Annotated in this window: 8 protein-coding genes and 2 pseudogenes; 8 read left to right on the top strand and 2 right to left on the bottom strand. The window is 38.5% G+C overall.

The features are described 5' to 3' along the window. Nucleotides 1-34: 34 nt before the first annotated feature. Complete coding sequence (locus HL290_RS07610) at nucleotides 35-436, bottom strand: hypothetical protein (RefSeq protein WP_198496080.1); 402 nt, start codon at nucleotides 434-436, stop codon at nucleotides 35-37. Further along, on the bottom strand, nucleotides 429-1,769 hold the full coding sequence (locus HL290_RS07605) for an MFS transporter (protein ID WP_198496079.1): 1,341 nt from the start codon (nucleotides 1,767-1,769) through the stop codon (nucleotides 429-431). The genes HL290_RS07610 and HL290_RS07605 overlap by 8 nt, the downstream gene beginning before the upstream one ends. Nucleotides 1,770-1,867: 98 nt before the next feature. Here HL290_RS07605 and HL290_RS07600 point away from each other — a divergent pair, with 98 nt between their 5' ends. The 8 genes and pseudogenes from HL290_RS07600 to HL290_RS07565 all read left to right on the top strand — a co-directional run bounded on the left by HL290_RS07600 (nucleotide 1,868) and on the right by HL290_RS07565 (nucleotide 14,699). Next, nucleotides 1,868-2,764, top strand: coding sequence for a LysR family transcriptional regulator (locus tag HL290_RS07600; RefSeq protein ID WP_198496078.1), 897 nt, complete (start codon nucleotides 1,868-1,870; stop codon nucleotides 2,762-2,764). Nucleotides 2,765-2,866: 102 nt separating this feature from the next. Continuing rightward, a complete protein-coding gene (locus HL290_RS07595; RefSeq protein WP_413784443.1) occupies nucleotides 2,867-5,701 on the top strand; it encodes a DUF2345 domain-containing protein in 2,835 nt (944 codons plus the stop codon). Beyond that, nucleotides 5,701-7,395, top strand: a complete 1,695-nt coding sequence (locus HL290_RS07590; protein WP_198496077.1) for a polymorphic toxin type 15 domain-containing protein — start codon at nucleotides 5,701-5,703, stop codon at nucleotides 7,393-7,395. The genes HL290_RS07595 and HL290_RS07590 overlap by 1 nt, the downstream gene beginning before the upstream one ends. Continuing rightward, on the top strand, nucleotides 7,395-8,099 hold the full coding sequence (locus HL290_RS07585; RefSeq protein WP_198496076.1) for a GAD-like domain-containing protein: 705 nt from the start codon (nucleotides 7,395-7,397) through the stop codon (nucleotides 8,097-8,099). The genes HL290_RS07590 and HL290_RS07585 overlap by 1 nt, the downstream gene beginning before the upstream one ends. Before the next feature lie 78 nt (nucleotides 8,100-8,177). Then, nucleotides 8,178-8,402, top strand: a pseudogene (locus HL290_RS07580) (hypothetical protein); the annotation flags it as partial. Between the two features lie 68 nt (nucleotides 8,403-8,470). Continuing rightward, nucleotides 8,471-8,743, top strand: a pseudogene (locus tag HL290_RS07575) (hypothetical protein); the annotation flags it as partial. A gap of 202 nt (nucleotides 8,744-8,945) precedes the next feature. Beyond that, nucleotides 8,946-11,732 (top strand): DUF2345 domain-containing protein, encoded by a 2,787-nt coding sequence (locus HL290_RS07570; protein ID WP_198496075.1) that lies wholly within the window; start codon nucleotides 8,946-8,948, stop codon nucleotides 11,730-11,732. Next, the gene (locus HL290_RS07565; protein WP_198496074.1) at nucleotides 11,733-14,699 is read left to right on the top strand and encodes an ATPase; all 2,967 of its coding nucleotides are present in this window, start codon (nucleotides 11,733-11,735) and stop codon (nucleotides 14,697-14,699) included. Nucleotide 14,700 lies beyond the last annotated feature (1 nt).

Here is a 14,700-nt window from a genome sequence, read left to right as displayed (position 1 = left end):
AAATAAGTGCCATCTTTAAGGTGCTCTAGATGAGTTAATAAGATGAGGGAACTAAAGTTTCATGTAAATAAACCCAATAACATTTTTTGCCTTCTACTTTAATGCAGGCTGTGGAAGTACGTATTGTCTCGGTTTCACTCGTTTGTTGATGTTCCTGATATTGCACCCAACAATAATTTTCAAATTCGTATAAAGCTGTGCTCTTAAGAATGGTAATTTTTAAAGAAGGCTTTTTCCCAACATTTTGGCTAAATAAACTATTCACTTCGGCTAAACCAATGCTATGGCCTTGAACCGTGACCATCTTAAAGTTTTGATCAAAGCTATCTAAAAGCGGGTTAAGACTCTGTTCTGCATTTTGGCCTGTAAATACATTTTCGATCAAAACGTGTAGGTCAATCACGCTTTGAATGGCCTGATCCATTTGGTTAGACATGTGCTTTCTCCTTTAAAATGGGAATGAGTGAAAGTAAGCAGAGCAAAGCTGCAATTAAAAAAGTATGTTGATAGCGAAGCAAATCGCTTGAGCCAGACATCGAGTTATAGATTGAAATGAGAACAACAGTACCGACACTAAATGAAACTTGTCGATTGATGTTCCAGAGCACACTGCCTTGTAGTAAATCTTGACCCGTAAAATCAATTAACGAACTAATTTGGGCAGTATTGGCGCTTAAGCCACCTCCCATACCCATCACTAAATAGGCGAATACTAAAAAGCTGATGGGACTAGTGTTTGAAATAAAAAATAAGAAAAAGATTCCAAGGCTATGAAGGGTAATGCCAATAATAAGTAAATATTTCTTTCCTATTTTTTGATAGAGCAGGCCACCGCTGATCATTGCCACCAGTGCACCTGCTGCATAGAGCAACATAAATGAGCCAGTTTGTTTTGCATTAAAGCCAAGGTTAACCTGTAAATTAAAAATATTGAGTAAATTAACACCTGTAAAAATACCAGGAACAGCGTAATAAATAATAAATGCATTACGTAAATTTTTATTTTTTAATAACTGGAGATTAAGAATGGGATGAGAGATTTTTTTCGAATGTTGAATGTAAAAAATAAGCATTCCCACCGAAATTAGAAAACTGCTTACAGCCAACGTGAGATTGTGATAATCCCCATAGAATGAAAATGAGAGTAACAAACATAACAAGCTTATATTAAAAATAACCAAGCCTTTTATGTCTGGTTTTTCACTCGACACATTCTCTGTTTTTTTAACCCATAGCCATGCTAAAAATGAAGCAAGTAAAGAAAAAGGAAGATTAGAAAAAAATACCCATCGCCAACTCAATGAATCAATAATCACACCACCAAGGGCGGGTGAAAAAGCTGGAGCTATTAAGGCAATTGCCATAATCATTGTAGAAATGCGTTGGCGTTCTTGATTGGGAAATAAGGCATATACGAGAGCTTGGCCCACTGGAATTAATAAACCTCCAGCGATACCTTGAATAAAACGCCAAAAAATTAAGCTATAAATTGATTCACTAAATCCAATAAAGCAAATGCTTATAGAAAATAACAGCATCGAATAACACAATAACTTTTGGTTCCCAAGTTTGGTGGCTAACCATAAACTCATGGGCATGATTAAAATCAGGCCGAGAATATAGGCATTTGTTACCCATGCGACTATGGATTGGCTAACTGAAAATGATGATGCAATATTAGGTAATGCAATTGCTGACATAAAAATGTTAATGCAATCAATAAAGAACCCAAGTAAAAACACCGTTGCTATTTTATATCGATAAGACATACCTACCTCCGTGCAGGCAGGGTAAGATTCGGCTCTTTTATTGTCGATGCAAGCGAAGTAAAATCATTGTTTAATAATTTCAAACAATCGGCTGAATTGTGCAAAAAAATCTCAAGCAAATTACTAGTTTTTTACAAGTTGTCGATTCCGGATCTTTTACTAAGGCTGCCGAAATTTTGGGACTGAGCCGATCAATGGTCAGTATTGATATAAAACAATTAGAAAAGCAGTTAAATACAAGTCTCTTAATTCGAAATACCCGTAATATTGCATTAACTGAAATAGGTCAGCATTTTTATCAAGATTTTAAACAAATCCAGCTTCAGATTGATGAGGCTTTTGAGCGAAGCCAACATTTAGGCACAAGCATTACAGGCACTTTACGTTTTTCATCAACCAATGAATTTGGTCAACGTTTTATTCTGCCTTTACTTCCTGAGTTTTGTCGGCTTTATCCACATTTACGCATACAGTATTCATTTAATTCATCTCTCGATGATTTAGTTACTGAAAAATTAGATCTTGTTATAAGGCTAGGAAATTTAAAAAGCTCATCTCTAAAAACTCGAAAAATTGGGGAATATCCAATTTATCTTGTGGCTACACCGCAATTTATACAAAACCATCCTGTAGAAAATATATCCGATTTGGCAGATGTTCCTTGGATTGGACACACCTTATTAAATTGGCAAGATTCACAATATATTTTGCAAAATAGTTTAGGCGAGCAATATTCATTACCTTTTATTCGAAGTCAGTATGAATCAAATTCGGTAACAGCAATTCATCAAATGGCTCTTTCATCCTTAGGTATTGCGATTTGCCCAGCATGGTTAGTTGATGAAGATATTCAACAAAACCGCTTAATTAGGTTATTTCCTGATCTCTCGTTACCGTTACAAAATATTCAATTACTTTATCCTAGTACTTCTAATTTACCAGCCAAAACTCGGGCATTTATAGACTTTTTGGTAGCCCGTCTTTCTTTTAGATAAACTACAAATATGTAAGTTATGGACGATAAGCTATTTTATATAAATAGACAATTCTGTCTGTTTTTTATAAAATAGCGCTGATTATGACTCAGTTTTATAATAATGATGTCCAATAAAATATTTCAAATTTTAGATAGTTTAGGTTTGGTTGCACAGAATCGTGTACTTCATGTGCAATTTTCCAACCCATCATTAAACAATCAAGTCTTCTTGCAACGTATTGAAGGCGAACATACGCTCAATCAAGGTAGCGTTGCTGAGTTACTGTGTCTTTCGACGAACGCTCATATTGCATTAAAACAGTTTATTGGCTGTCAGGTTGCCGTCGATCAGGTCACTGACATGGGCCAGTTTTTTAGAACGACAGGCATTATTACTGAAGCGAGCCAAGGGCAAAGCGACGGCTCACTCACCATTTATAACTTAACCTTAAAAGACTCAACTGCACTCTGGCATAAACGCCGTAATAGTCGCGTGTTTATGAACAAAAGCGTGCGCGATATTAGCGAAATTCTGTTTAAAGAATGGCAAGGCAAAAGCCCGTTATTTGCCTCAAGCTTAACACTCGACACAGCAGGCTTAACTAAAGACTACGATGTGCGTCCATTTGTGATGCAGTCGAACGAAAGCGACTATGACTTTTTAACCCGTTTGTGGCGCAGTGAAGGCATTAACTGGCTAGTCGATGAGTCACAGCTTTTGGTCGCTGACCCGAGTGCTTCTATTCAGCCACAAGTATTGCGTTTAATTGACGACAATCAAAATTATCAGTCGCTTGAACGACGTAGTTTGCGATACCAGCGCAGCAGTGCCACAGAACAGTTCGATACCATTACGCAAGTTAAGGCAGAACGCCGTTTACAGCCGACATCGGTTCATGTGCAACGCTGGCAAGCCGATGCCCTCCAACAAGAAGAAGGCAGCGGTAGCGTACAAGGCACACAAAAGCACAGTGAACACTATGACAATGCCAGCCTAAACCTTGAAGATGCGTGGCACGTTAGCCCTGCTTGGATGCAGGACTTAAACGGTGAAGACCAAGCCACCGCTTCAGGCAATAGTCAGATTGAACAGTTAAACCAGCACATTAATGCTTACTACCACCTGAGTTCTAAACAGTTTACTGTTTCGGGTAATGTTCGTGATGCACAGGTGGGTTACTGGTTTGAACTGAATGATCACCCGGAACTTGAGCGCCACGACAGTGCGGATAAAGAATTTTTAATCTTAAGCAAGCACTACTATAACCAGAATAATTTACCGAAAGAATTACAACAGCAACTCGAGCGCCTATTACCAAAAGACAAGCTCAAGGCAGCCCAACTCGACACGCAAAACCCTGAGCAGCGCCATTTTGCTGAACTCAATGTCGTTCGACGCAACATTAAAGCTGTGCCTGAATATAGCCCGCTACAACATCGACCAGCAGCTTACCCGCAGCGCGCTAGAGTGGTGGGGTTGGAGGGCGAAAGTATTCATGTCGACCAGTGGGGACGTATTAAGGTCCGCTTCCTGTTTACCCGAGCTGACGACCATAGCCATGATGGTGGAGCAGGAAGTAACGACAATGACACCGACTCTGCTTGGGTCGATGTGCTGACCCCATGGGCAGGTGCAGGTTATGGCGCACGCTTCTTGCCACGTGTTGGTGAGATTGTTGTTATCGACTTCTTTGACGGCAACATTGACCGTCCATTTGTGGTGGGGCGTATTCACGAAGCTGAACGTCACCCAACTCAGTTTGACCAGAAAGGCCAGCTCCCCGACACAAAAAAACTGAGCGGCATCCGCTCCGAAGAAGTCGATGGTAAGGGCTTTAACCAGCTACGTTTTGATGACACGACAGGGCAAATCAGTGCCCAACTACAAAGTAGCCATGCGGCAAGCCAGTTAAATTTAGGTAACTTAAGCCATCCAAAAGACAAGGCGGAAAGTGATGGCCGAGGAGAAGGTTTTGAGCTAAGAACGGACCAGTGGGGGGCAGTTCGAGCTGGAAATGGCTTACTCGTTAGTACCCACAAACAGGACCAAGCCCAAGGCGTACACCTCGATGCAAATGAAGCCAAACAACAAATAGAAGGCGGCCTTAACAATGCCAAGGCACTCAGTGAAGTTGCTAAAAATCAACAAACTGATCCATTGGAAGTGCTTGAGAACTTAAAAACCTTCATAGAGCAAATTGAAGAAAAAGATCAAGACAAAGCTGCTGCTTTTAAGCAAGCCTTGATGATATTAACTGCACCTAACAGTATTGCTCTAGCCAGTAATGAAGATATTCACTTAAGCGCAGATGCTCAGTTAAGTCAAACTGCTGGAGACAGCATTAATCTGACCACTCAAAAGAACCTGATTGCGCATGCTCAAAATAAAATCAGCCTTTTTGCAGCTCAAGAAGGCGCGAGACTCTATGCAGGCAAAGGCAAGGTCGAGATACAAGCCCAAGGTGACGGAGCAGATTTAATTGCCCGTAAAGCTGTTCAGATTATTTCTACAGAAGACAAAATTGAAATTAGTGCTTCTAAAGAAATTGTTATCACGGCGGGTGGATCTCAAATCAAGATTAATGGTTCAGGAATTTTCCCAGTCACTGGCGGTAAGTTTGAGGTGAAGGCTGGGCAGCATTTATTTATGGGGGGAGGTAGTGTTCAGCCGAGCTTACCATCATTACCTGTTTTTGAATCAAAGCCACAGGATTTATTTTTAGAATATTTTCATGCTGATGGTACGCCCGCAAAAGCTTCTAAATATACGGTAACACTCTCCGATGGTTCTAAAAGAACTGGATTTTTAGATGAAAAAGGGCAAGCTTTTATTCGAGATGTTCCTGTTGGAAAGGCACAAGTTCTTTACGAAACTGTATTTAGTGAAAATGAGAAATCAGGTGCAGTTGATGACAGTTGGTTTTCTAATTTTATTCAAACCAAAGGTGTTAAGTAATGGTTGAGCAAAATAAAACACCTGAAACAGGAAATGAACAGTTTTGGCAAGGTTTAAGTGGTAAATCAGGATATATTCAACAAGAATTTATCCAATCTTCTGAGTTTCTAAGCCTTGCATTAGGCGAGTCTGAATATGGTGTAGCGAGACATGCACCTTTAGAAAAAAAAGATCAAACCCAATATGCTTATGTATCTAGTCATTTTTCAATTGAAGCATTACCTGAATCCGCAGGGTTTTTAGATAAGTTTCAACATGCGATACAACTTGCATTTGCAGTAAAAGTACAAACAGATATTAATCTTGCAAATAATATTAATCAGATAATTGACGAAAATATAGAAGATATTCAATATGTTTTTGGATTTATCAGCGGTGATTTTAATAAAGATCCTACTGTTGCCCAAGTCATTGTGGGTGGCCTCATCAGTATGATCCCTGTTGCTGATCAGATATGTGATATCCGGGATTTATTAGCCAGTGTTATTATTTTATCAGATGAAAAAGAAAGAACATCTGAAAATTGGATGAGTTTAGCCTTAGTTGGAATTGGCGTAATTCCATTCTTTGGTTCAGTTTTTAAAACTATTGCTAAGTTGATTACTAGTAAAATTATTAAAACAAAAGATGAGTTATTTAAGGCAATTGAGCATTTGGAATCCTATTGTCGAAAGCTTGGTTATAAACCATTTTGGGGAGATAACCCTGAGCGGTGGCTGAAAACCAAACCTTGGACGGAAATAGGTACAAATGCAAAACTAGTCCTTAATCAATACCTTGCAAAGCTACAGTCACTTTTACAAATGTATGGTAGTCGTAATACTGCTAAAATGACTGGGTTTGATGCTCTGGCAGATAAATATGCGGCTGCACTTAAAAGTATCATGGCTCAGATTGGGCGGTATATTGATGATCTATGTCGTCAGGTTGAGAATGCCTGTCATGAGATTATGGGACAACCAAAACTGAGTGTGGCTGGTGGACATGGTAATGGGATGGATATCCATATTGGTGGGAGTCCCAGTCAACCGACTCGAGCTAGCCATACACAGCCATCTAATAAAATTGCTTTTGCCAAGATGAAAGAGCACAAGGTCGGATGTTTTGATCCAGTAAATACTCCTAAAGCTCGAGCTAATGCCCGTAAAAATATTGATTTAGGACATCCGCCACAAGCCAAGCGTGAAAATTGGTCAGAAGATCAATATTTAAAGTGGGAAACCGATCGCCAGTTAGAAATGCAACAGAATGCTTTAAATAGTATGACGGCAAAAGATTACGAGAAAGGTCGGGAGCTCTTTAAGCAAAATGGGCGAGGGAATGGTCTGGATCAGGTTCAAGCTAGAACAAAATACGAAAAAGAGCTTAAAGATAAATACTATGAACAATATTCTAAAGACCCTAATATTTCAGCAATAGATGCTATGACTAAATCTGAGAAAGATGCTAAAGATGTAATGTCGACCATGGCTGCCTTACATAATCCAGATCAGATAGCAGCAGGAATTATGAGTGATGCGCCTATGGATATCGGCTTAAAGAATGTAAATTCATCTATTGGTAGCGGCTGGGGCAATAAAGCGACTGGAGAAACCGTGAGTCGTGCAGGATCTATTGATAATGCTGTTAAAGGGATTGATCCAAGTGTGAAAGATGCAACTAAACTCAATGTCAAATTAGAGAGATGTAAATAATGTTATCAGAAGTTGTGTTAAAGAAAATTAATGATCATCTGGATTTTTTTAATGTTCGATTTTCACATATTAAAATAGGTAAAAAGCCAACGCCTGAATTTATTGCTCAGCATCAACATACTTATCCTGAATATTTATTTTATATTTGGGAAAAATTAGGTTTCGCATCCTTTGAAAATGGCGGATTTTGGCTTGTTAATCCCTTGGATTATGAAGATATTTTAGAGCTTTGTTTAAAAGATACTGATTTCCCCCAATATGATGAATTTTATGTCATTGGTAGAAGTGCTTTTGGTGATTTACATGTAATAGGTAAAAGTACGAGTTCAAAGTTGACAATAGATATTATTAATTTAAGAATTTACCCATCAATTAAAGATATTCCAAACGTAGAAGATATAGACCATTTAATTTCATTTTTATCTACCATTGTCATGAAGGCGAAGAATGAAGATATAGATATTTATGATAAAAATGGCAAGTTTCTTTTTGATCGTTGCTTAACAAATTTAGGTGAAGTCAACGATAATGAAATCTATGCCTTTGAACCTCCAGCGGTATTGGGTGGACCACAAGTTGTTGAGAATATGAAAAAAGTAGATTTATTCCAATATATTCCTTTTGTAGCTCAGCTAGATAAGTTTCAAGTGATGTTGGATATTGCCAAAGAGGTTGATCGTTTGGGTATCAAACCGAAAGATTAATCTTGCCTAACAAACTATATGCTATGAGAGTAATTAGAAAAGGGAGCTAGGCTCCTTTTTCTATATATAAATTCTTCAAATTATGCTCGAAGCCAGTATACGGTTTTAGATGAACATGGAAATATAGAAGGAGAAGCTAATCGTTTACGTTGTGAAGCTGGTCAGCTTTGTCTACAAACCAGCGAATGGTATAGTCCAGCCAATGGCATGCAAAAGCGTCATTTTAATCAGAGCGAAATTATGCCAGAAATTAAAGATAACACTTGGGGTGAAACCATTTGGTATTTAGATCTAGAAAATTAATAATATTTTTATCTCTTTAATTCATTCTATTAGTATAAGAGGCCTATCCATTTGATAGGTTTTTTCATGTCTGGCAACATTTTTATGATGAATTAATAATCGAACTACAACCATACGACCAGTAAATAGATTGACTGACATATGGTTGTGGGCATGTCTATGGCATGGCATTAAATGGTGAAGATGTTGTTAGCTTTGAGTGCGATGATTTACATAGAGAGACTTTACGGCCCTATGCAAATGGTCTTAGCCAGCAACAACGTTATGATGAAGTCGGACGTTTAACTCAGCAATTAATGTTGGATGCGCATGACAAAGGCTATCAGGCTCAAATTCAAAATGTATTTCTTGGAATACTAAAAAATTAAGAACTTTTAAAAGTGAATTCATAGCGTAAGTTGTTAATTCATTTTTATATATTTATCACGAATATCATTTTCATCCACTAGTGTATTCATATGGTTAAGTTTTTCTTTACAAAATAGACAGATGTGTCTGTATTTTATAAAATAATGCCAATCCTGACAAAATTTTCATAAAAAGATGTTATCTCATATGCATAGAATTCTAGAAGATTTGGGTATTAGTTCGCAAAAACGCGTGCTTCATATTCAGTTTTCTAATCCATCGTTGAATACTCAAGTCTTTTTACAAAGTATTGAAGGGCAGCATCAGTTAAATGAAGGGCTGGCTGTCGATCTATTTTGTCTCTCTACTAATGCGCATATTTCATTAAAACAATTTATTGGTTGTCAGGTTGCAGTCGATCAGGTAACTGATCAGGGGCAGCTATTTAGAACTACAGGAATTATTACCGAAGCCAGTCAGGGGCAGAGTGATGGTTCATTAACGCTGTATAAATTGAAACTACAAGATCCGACCGTGCTATGGCATAAACGCCGAAATAGCCGCGTGTTTATCAGTAAAAGTGTACGGGATATCACTGAAATTCTATTTACAGAATGGCAGAACAAAAGCCCATTGTTTGCGTCTAGCTTAACTTTAGATTTAAAAAGTTTAACTGAAAACTACGATGTTCGACCTTTTGTTATGCAAAGTAATGAAACGGATTATGATTTTTTAACCCGACTTTGGCGTAGTGAAGGCATTAACTGGTTAATTGATGAAGCTCAGTTGTTTGTTACCAATAGGTCAGATGAGATTCAACTGCAAAAATTACGTTTAATTGATAATAATGAATCATATTTAGCTCTAAATCGAAGAAATATCCGTTATCACCGTAGTAGCGCAGTTGAACAACAAGACAGTATGACGAGCCTTGTGCCAACTCGAAACTTGCAATCTACAGCCGTGCATGTGCAACGCTGGCAGGCTGATGCCTTAAGTCAAGAAGAAGGTATGGGGAGTGTTCAGTCAAAGCATAGTCATAGTGCTAATCAGGATAATGCGAGTTTAAGTCTAGAACATGCTTGGCATGTCAGTCCTGCTTGGATGCAAGACTTAAATGGAGAAGGTCAAGCCACCGCATCGAGTCACCAACAGCTGGAAAAACTCAACCAAAATCTATCTGATTATTATGCGTCTCAATCGAAATACTTCCGTGCACAAACCACAGTACGTGATGCGCAAGTCGGTTATTGGTTTGAACTTAATGAACATCCAGAAATAGATACGCATAGCGGGTCAGACAAAGAGTTTCTGATTGTTGGCAAAAGCTTTTATTTGCAAAATAACTTACCAAAAGATTTGCAGCAACAAGTCAACCAGCTTATTAGTCAAAGCCAATGGCAAAACTATCAATTAGGGCCAAATGACCAGACTGAGCGTCAGGGTAATGAGCTCATCTTGTCGCGTAGAAATATTAAAACTGTTCCTGAGTATAACCCGCTCGAGCACCGACCAGCGGCTTATCCACAGCGTGCTAGAGTGGTGGGATTAGAGGGCGAAAGCATCCATGTAGACCAGTGGGGACGCATTAAAGTTCGCTTCTTGTTTACCCGAACTGATGACCATAGCCATGATGGTGGAGCAGGAAGTAACGACAATTACACCGATTCCGCTTGGGTCGATGTGCTGACCCCGTGGGCAGGCGTAGGTTATGGAGCGCGATTCTTGCCTCGCGTTGGTGAGATCGTGGTCATCGACTTCTTTGACGGCAATATTGACCGTCCATTTGTGGTGGGACGTATTCATGAGGCTGAACGTCACCCAACTCAGTTCGATCAGAAAGGTCAGCTACCCGACACTAAAAAGCTCAGTGGTATCCGCTCAGAAGAAGTTGATGGTAAAGGTTTTAACCAGCTACGGTTTGATGACACCACAGGGCAAATCAGTGCCCAGCTACAAAGTAGCCATGCTGTCAGTCAGCTAAACTTGGGTAACTTAAGCCATCCAAAAGACAGCGCGACAAGCGAAGGTCGTGGTGATGGCTTCGAACTCAGAACAGACCAATGGGGCGCGGTAAGAGCAGGCAGTGGCTTACTCATTAGTACCCACAAGCAGGATCAAGCTCAAGGTGTACATCTTGATGCAAATGAGGCCAAACAACAAATCGACGGTGGCCTTAATAATGCCAAGGCACTCAGCGACGTTGCCAAAAATCAGCAAACTGATCCACTAGATGTGCTTGAAAATATTCAGTCATTTATTGAAGTTCTCCAACAAGAAGATCCTAAAAAGGCTGTTGAGTTCCTATCAGCGGTGATGCTATTGGCATCTCCAAAAAGTATTGCTGTAAGTAGTAATGAGGACATCTATGTTAGTGCAGATGGTCAGCTTACTCAAAGTGCTGGAGATAGCATTAATATCAGTACGCAAAAGAATATAGTGAGTCATGCGAGCCAAAAAATTAGTCTATTTGCAGCCCAAGAAGGCGCTCGCCTTTTTGCTGGTCAAGGTAAAGTAGAAATTCAGGCACAAGGTGATGCTTTAGATGTGATTGCTCGAAAAGGTGTGCAAATTACTTCAACTGAAGATACGGTTTATATTACTAGCCCAACTGAAATTAATCTGACTGCAAGTGGGTCTCAAGTTAAGCTGAATGGTTCAGGTATTTTCCCTGTTACGGGCGGTAAGCTTGAGGTGAAAGCAGGGCAGCATTTGTTTATGGGCGGAGCCAAGGTGGCAACGAAAAATCCAGAATTGGCAATGTTGCCAGATTACCATTTAACTTATATAGCTAAAGATATGGATGGAAATCCATTGAAAAATAAAAAATATTTAATGATTTTACCGAATGGGGAAATGGCCAGTGGTGTGACAGATGGTCAAGGTAAAACACAGAAGATCACAACCAAGGGCCCTCAGCAAATCCAAATTAGTTTAGAAGATCACGTTCACGATGGTTTTGTAACTTTTGAAGAAGAATAAATGATGAATAAGATTAAATTAAAGCTATTTATTAATGTATTACCTGATAATGATACGATTGCTTGCCATGGAATGGATTATTCTGTAACTGAAAAGGGAAAACGGCCAGGACAGATAAATAAACTAGCAATAGCTACAGGAAATGCTAAGAATCCTAAGCCTCTTGTGCAGCCGTTGGATTTAGACTCCATTTATAAAAATAAACCTATTCCAGCGCAGACGATTGCCCAAAATATGGCGAAGTATAAAGATGTACACGAAGGTCCAAGCTTGAGTCAGAACCGAGAAGCTAAAACTGACATGAAAGGTTTTACTAAAGAAATGCATCTGCCAGTTGGTGAGTATGATCTTTGGATTAAAAGAAAGGATTCGGAGTGGGAGAAAGCCATTAATATTAATGGTAGTTCAGGTCTCCATATAAAAGAAGAAAAGCAAGGAATCACTACTATAGAATATCAAATCAAACAATATTATCGCTATAAAATAGAAGGGTTTAGGGGGAATAAACTAGCTGATAATATTCCATTTGACACTTTTACTTTTGACAAAGAGGGTAAGGAAAAGAAAATTAGTTTACCTAATGTCAAAATGACTGTTGTAGATAAAAATGGTTTTACTCCACCTTTATATTCGCCAAAAGGTGAGGTTATATTTGTAAAATTTAAATTCGTAAATATGTCTGCTCAACCAGAGAAAAAAGACATACAGCATTTTGCAACTATGAGTAAAAAGAATTATGTCACTGTACAGTTGAAGTCTGTTGCGAAAATAACAAAACAAGATAAGAATACGACAGTAACTTTGCAGGGCAATGGAAAACCACCTGTTATTTTAAATATGCATCGAGAGGAGATGATAGTTCTTTCAGCTGAGGATTATGCTGAATTTGAAAAGGAAAGTTCAAAACTAGATAAATTATTTGGAAACTCTTTTGATGCTAAAAATAAATTAGCAGAAGCAATAAAATCTGGCAGTGTTTCTAATGTTAAAAAAGCAGAAGAAGAAATAAAAGAAGCAGAGAAAAAGATCGAAGAAGAACTCAATAAAAACTTTAAAAAAGCGGCTGATCTAACAGAAGTCATTACTTTTGAAGCGCGTCAAAAGAAAAATCCAAATGGTAACACGCAGGAGTTTGATTTCAGACGTCGCTATCTGCGTACTGACAGATATATGCAGTTGCAACAAAAGAAAAAGAACAAAGAAAGTTTTAAGGTAACGGTTTTAGGGACGGAGTTAAAGAAACTTAAGGATATAAAACAAGACTTTAAGAAAATCAACCAAGAGACTATTCATAATGAATTTAAAAAAGTCAGTTTAGATCTTGCGAAATATTCCAAACAAACGGGAACTAAAGTTTGGGATTTCTCTGCTTTTAGTGCGGGTTTTGTTGAACAAATTAAGCTCTCAGACAACTTAACGGTTGATATTCAATCACAATGGTTAAGATGTGTTGGTGGCGCTGGCTTATCGACAAGTGCGAGCTGGAAGCCTGAAAGTGGTGAGGTGAATGCTAAGGCGAATGTTAATGCTCAAGGAAAGCTAGTGTTGTTTGAAGGGAAGGCAAAAACCACCTATGTAATTCCATGTGATAAAGGTTGGATGCTGAACTTTGATGACATTGATCTAGGTGCATTTCGATTTATCATTGGCATGGAACTCTATGGTTTTGCAGGTGCAAAAGTGGCTGCTGGAATTGGCCTAGAGATAAGCTATAGTAAAAATGGACAGCAACAATTGGCTGCTAATGGTAGAAGAAATCGAAATCCTTCACTAGCCAATAATATGGGAGAAAACCGTCCAAGATTTGTGCCAATGGATCGAGATGAAACCATCATTCCTGGTAGTGGTGCAAGTTCCGAGGGGCAAATTGAGGCTTTTGCTGGTGCAGAAGCGGGAATTAAACCATCTGGAGAGTTTCAGTGGCTTTCACCTGAAGCTAAAGATTTTAAACCTCTAGCCAGCTTAGCTGTCGATTTTGCTGTAAGTGCTGGCTTAGGGGCGGGTGTTAATTTTAAATTATTTTACTGGTTAGAACGCAACCAATTCCGTTTTAGAGCAAAAGCAGCTTTATGTGTCGGGTTAGGTGCAAAAGGGGCGTTAGATTTCGTTATTGATTTTAGCCAGGTTCTCGAAGTATTACGATGGGTGCATTATCAACTTTTACGAGCTCAATTTACCGTGTTGGGTTTTATTGCAAAAGACGCTTTTGCTAATTTAAGCCAGTTGGCTGTAATTGCATTAGGTAATGATTCATTAACAGCAAAAATTTTAAGTGATATAGCAGGAGAGTTTGAAACATTTAATGCCAAATACTCTATTGCAAAAACATCTGTCGATTTAGCAAATAAAATTAAACGGCAACCTGATTGGCTAAAAATGGCCACACCAAATGCTAAAGGAATGTTAATTTATCAGATGACAAGGCATAGTGAATATACTCATGCTGCGGATATGCCTAAAACAGGAATTAGCCCTTTTTTACCCACACATAAAGAGGCTGTGCTTGCAATCTTTGAAACTATTGTAACGGAAGATGAGTGGTTTAATGTACTCCAGAGGATGTCTTTGAGAGGGGTGAAATCGCAGCAGAGTATTCAAAGCTTGGAAAAACAATTATTGGTATATTTTCATGATGGATTCTGGTCAAGAGCTAGCGATTTTGTTAAAAAATATGCTCTTAATTCAGATACTGTTGGGCGTGGTAGTGAATATGTGGAGCAATATGAAAAATTACGCTCTAAAATCGTAAAAACTATTCCTTTGCATGAAAAAGCGCCAATGAATAATCCTAGAGAATTAGAAAAATTAAGAGAAAAAATGGCTGAACAACCAAGTATTATCAATGCAGATACTTTAATTGCATTAAATACTGAAATAGTACCATCTGTTGAGGTAGATGGTACTGATGCGGAACTGTTTATTGCAGCGAATTATGAGCAGAACTCAGATGATTCATATATGGCCTAAA

Origin of the sequence: Acinetobacter sp. AC1-2, assembly GCF_016124155.1 — a bacterium.
GTDB classification, from domain to species: Bacteria; Pseudomonadota; Gammaproteobacteria; order Pseudomonadales; family Moraxellaceae; genus Acinetobacter; species Acinetobacter calcoaceticus.
This window is presented reverse-complemented; position numbering and strand designations above follow the sequence as displayed.

Excerpts from the sequence above, each read along its gene's own strand:
- HL290_RS07610 (WP_198496080.1), bottom strand. The coding sequence starts at position 436 with ATGTCTAACCAAATGGATCAGGCCATTCAAAGCGTGATTGACCTACAC.
- HL290_RS07595 (WP_413784443.1), top strand. The coding sequence starts at position 2,867 with ATGATGTCCAATAAAATATTTCAAATTTTAGATAGTTTAGGTTTGGTT.
- HL290_RS07565 (WP_198496074.1), top strand. The coding sequence starts at position 11,733 with ATGATGAATAAGATTAAATTAAAGCTATTTATTAATGTATTACCTGAT.
- HL290_RS07570 (WP_198496075.1), top strand. The coding sequence starts at position 8,946 with ATGTTATCTCATATGCATAGAATTCTAGAAGATTTGGGTATTAGTTCG.
- HL290_RS07585 (WP_198496076.1), top strand. The coding sequence starts at position 7,395 with ATGTTATCAGAAGTTGTGTTAAAGAAAATTAATGATCATCTGGATTTT.
- HL290_RS07590 (WP_198496077.1), top strand. The coding sequence starts at position 5,701 with ATGGTTGAGCAAAATAAAACACCTGAAACAGGAAATGAACAGTTTTGG.
- HL290_RS07605 (WP_198496079.1), bottom strand. The coding sequence starts at position 1,769 with ATGTCTTATCGATATAAAATAGCAACGGTGTTTTTACTTGGGTTCTTT.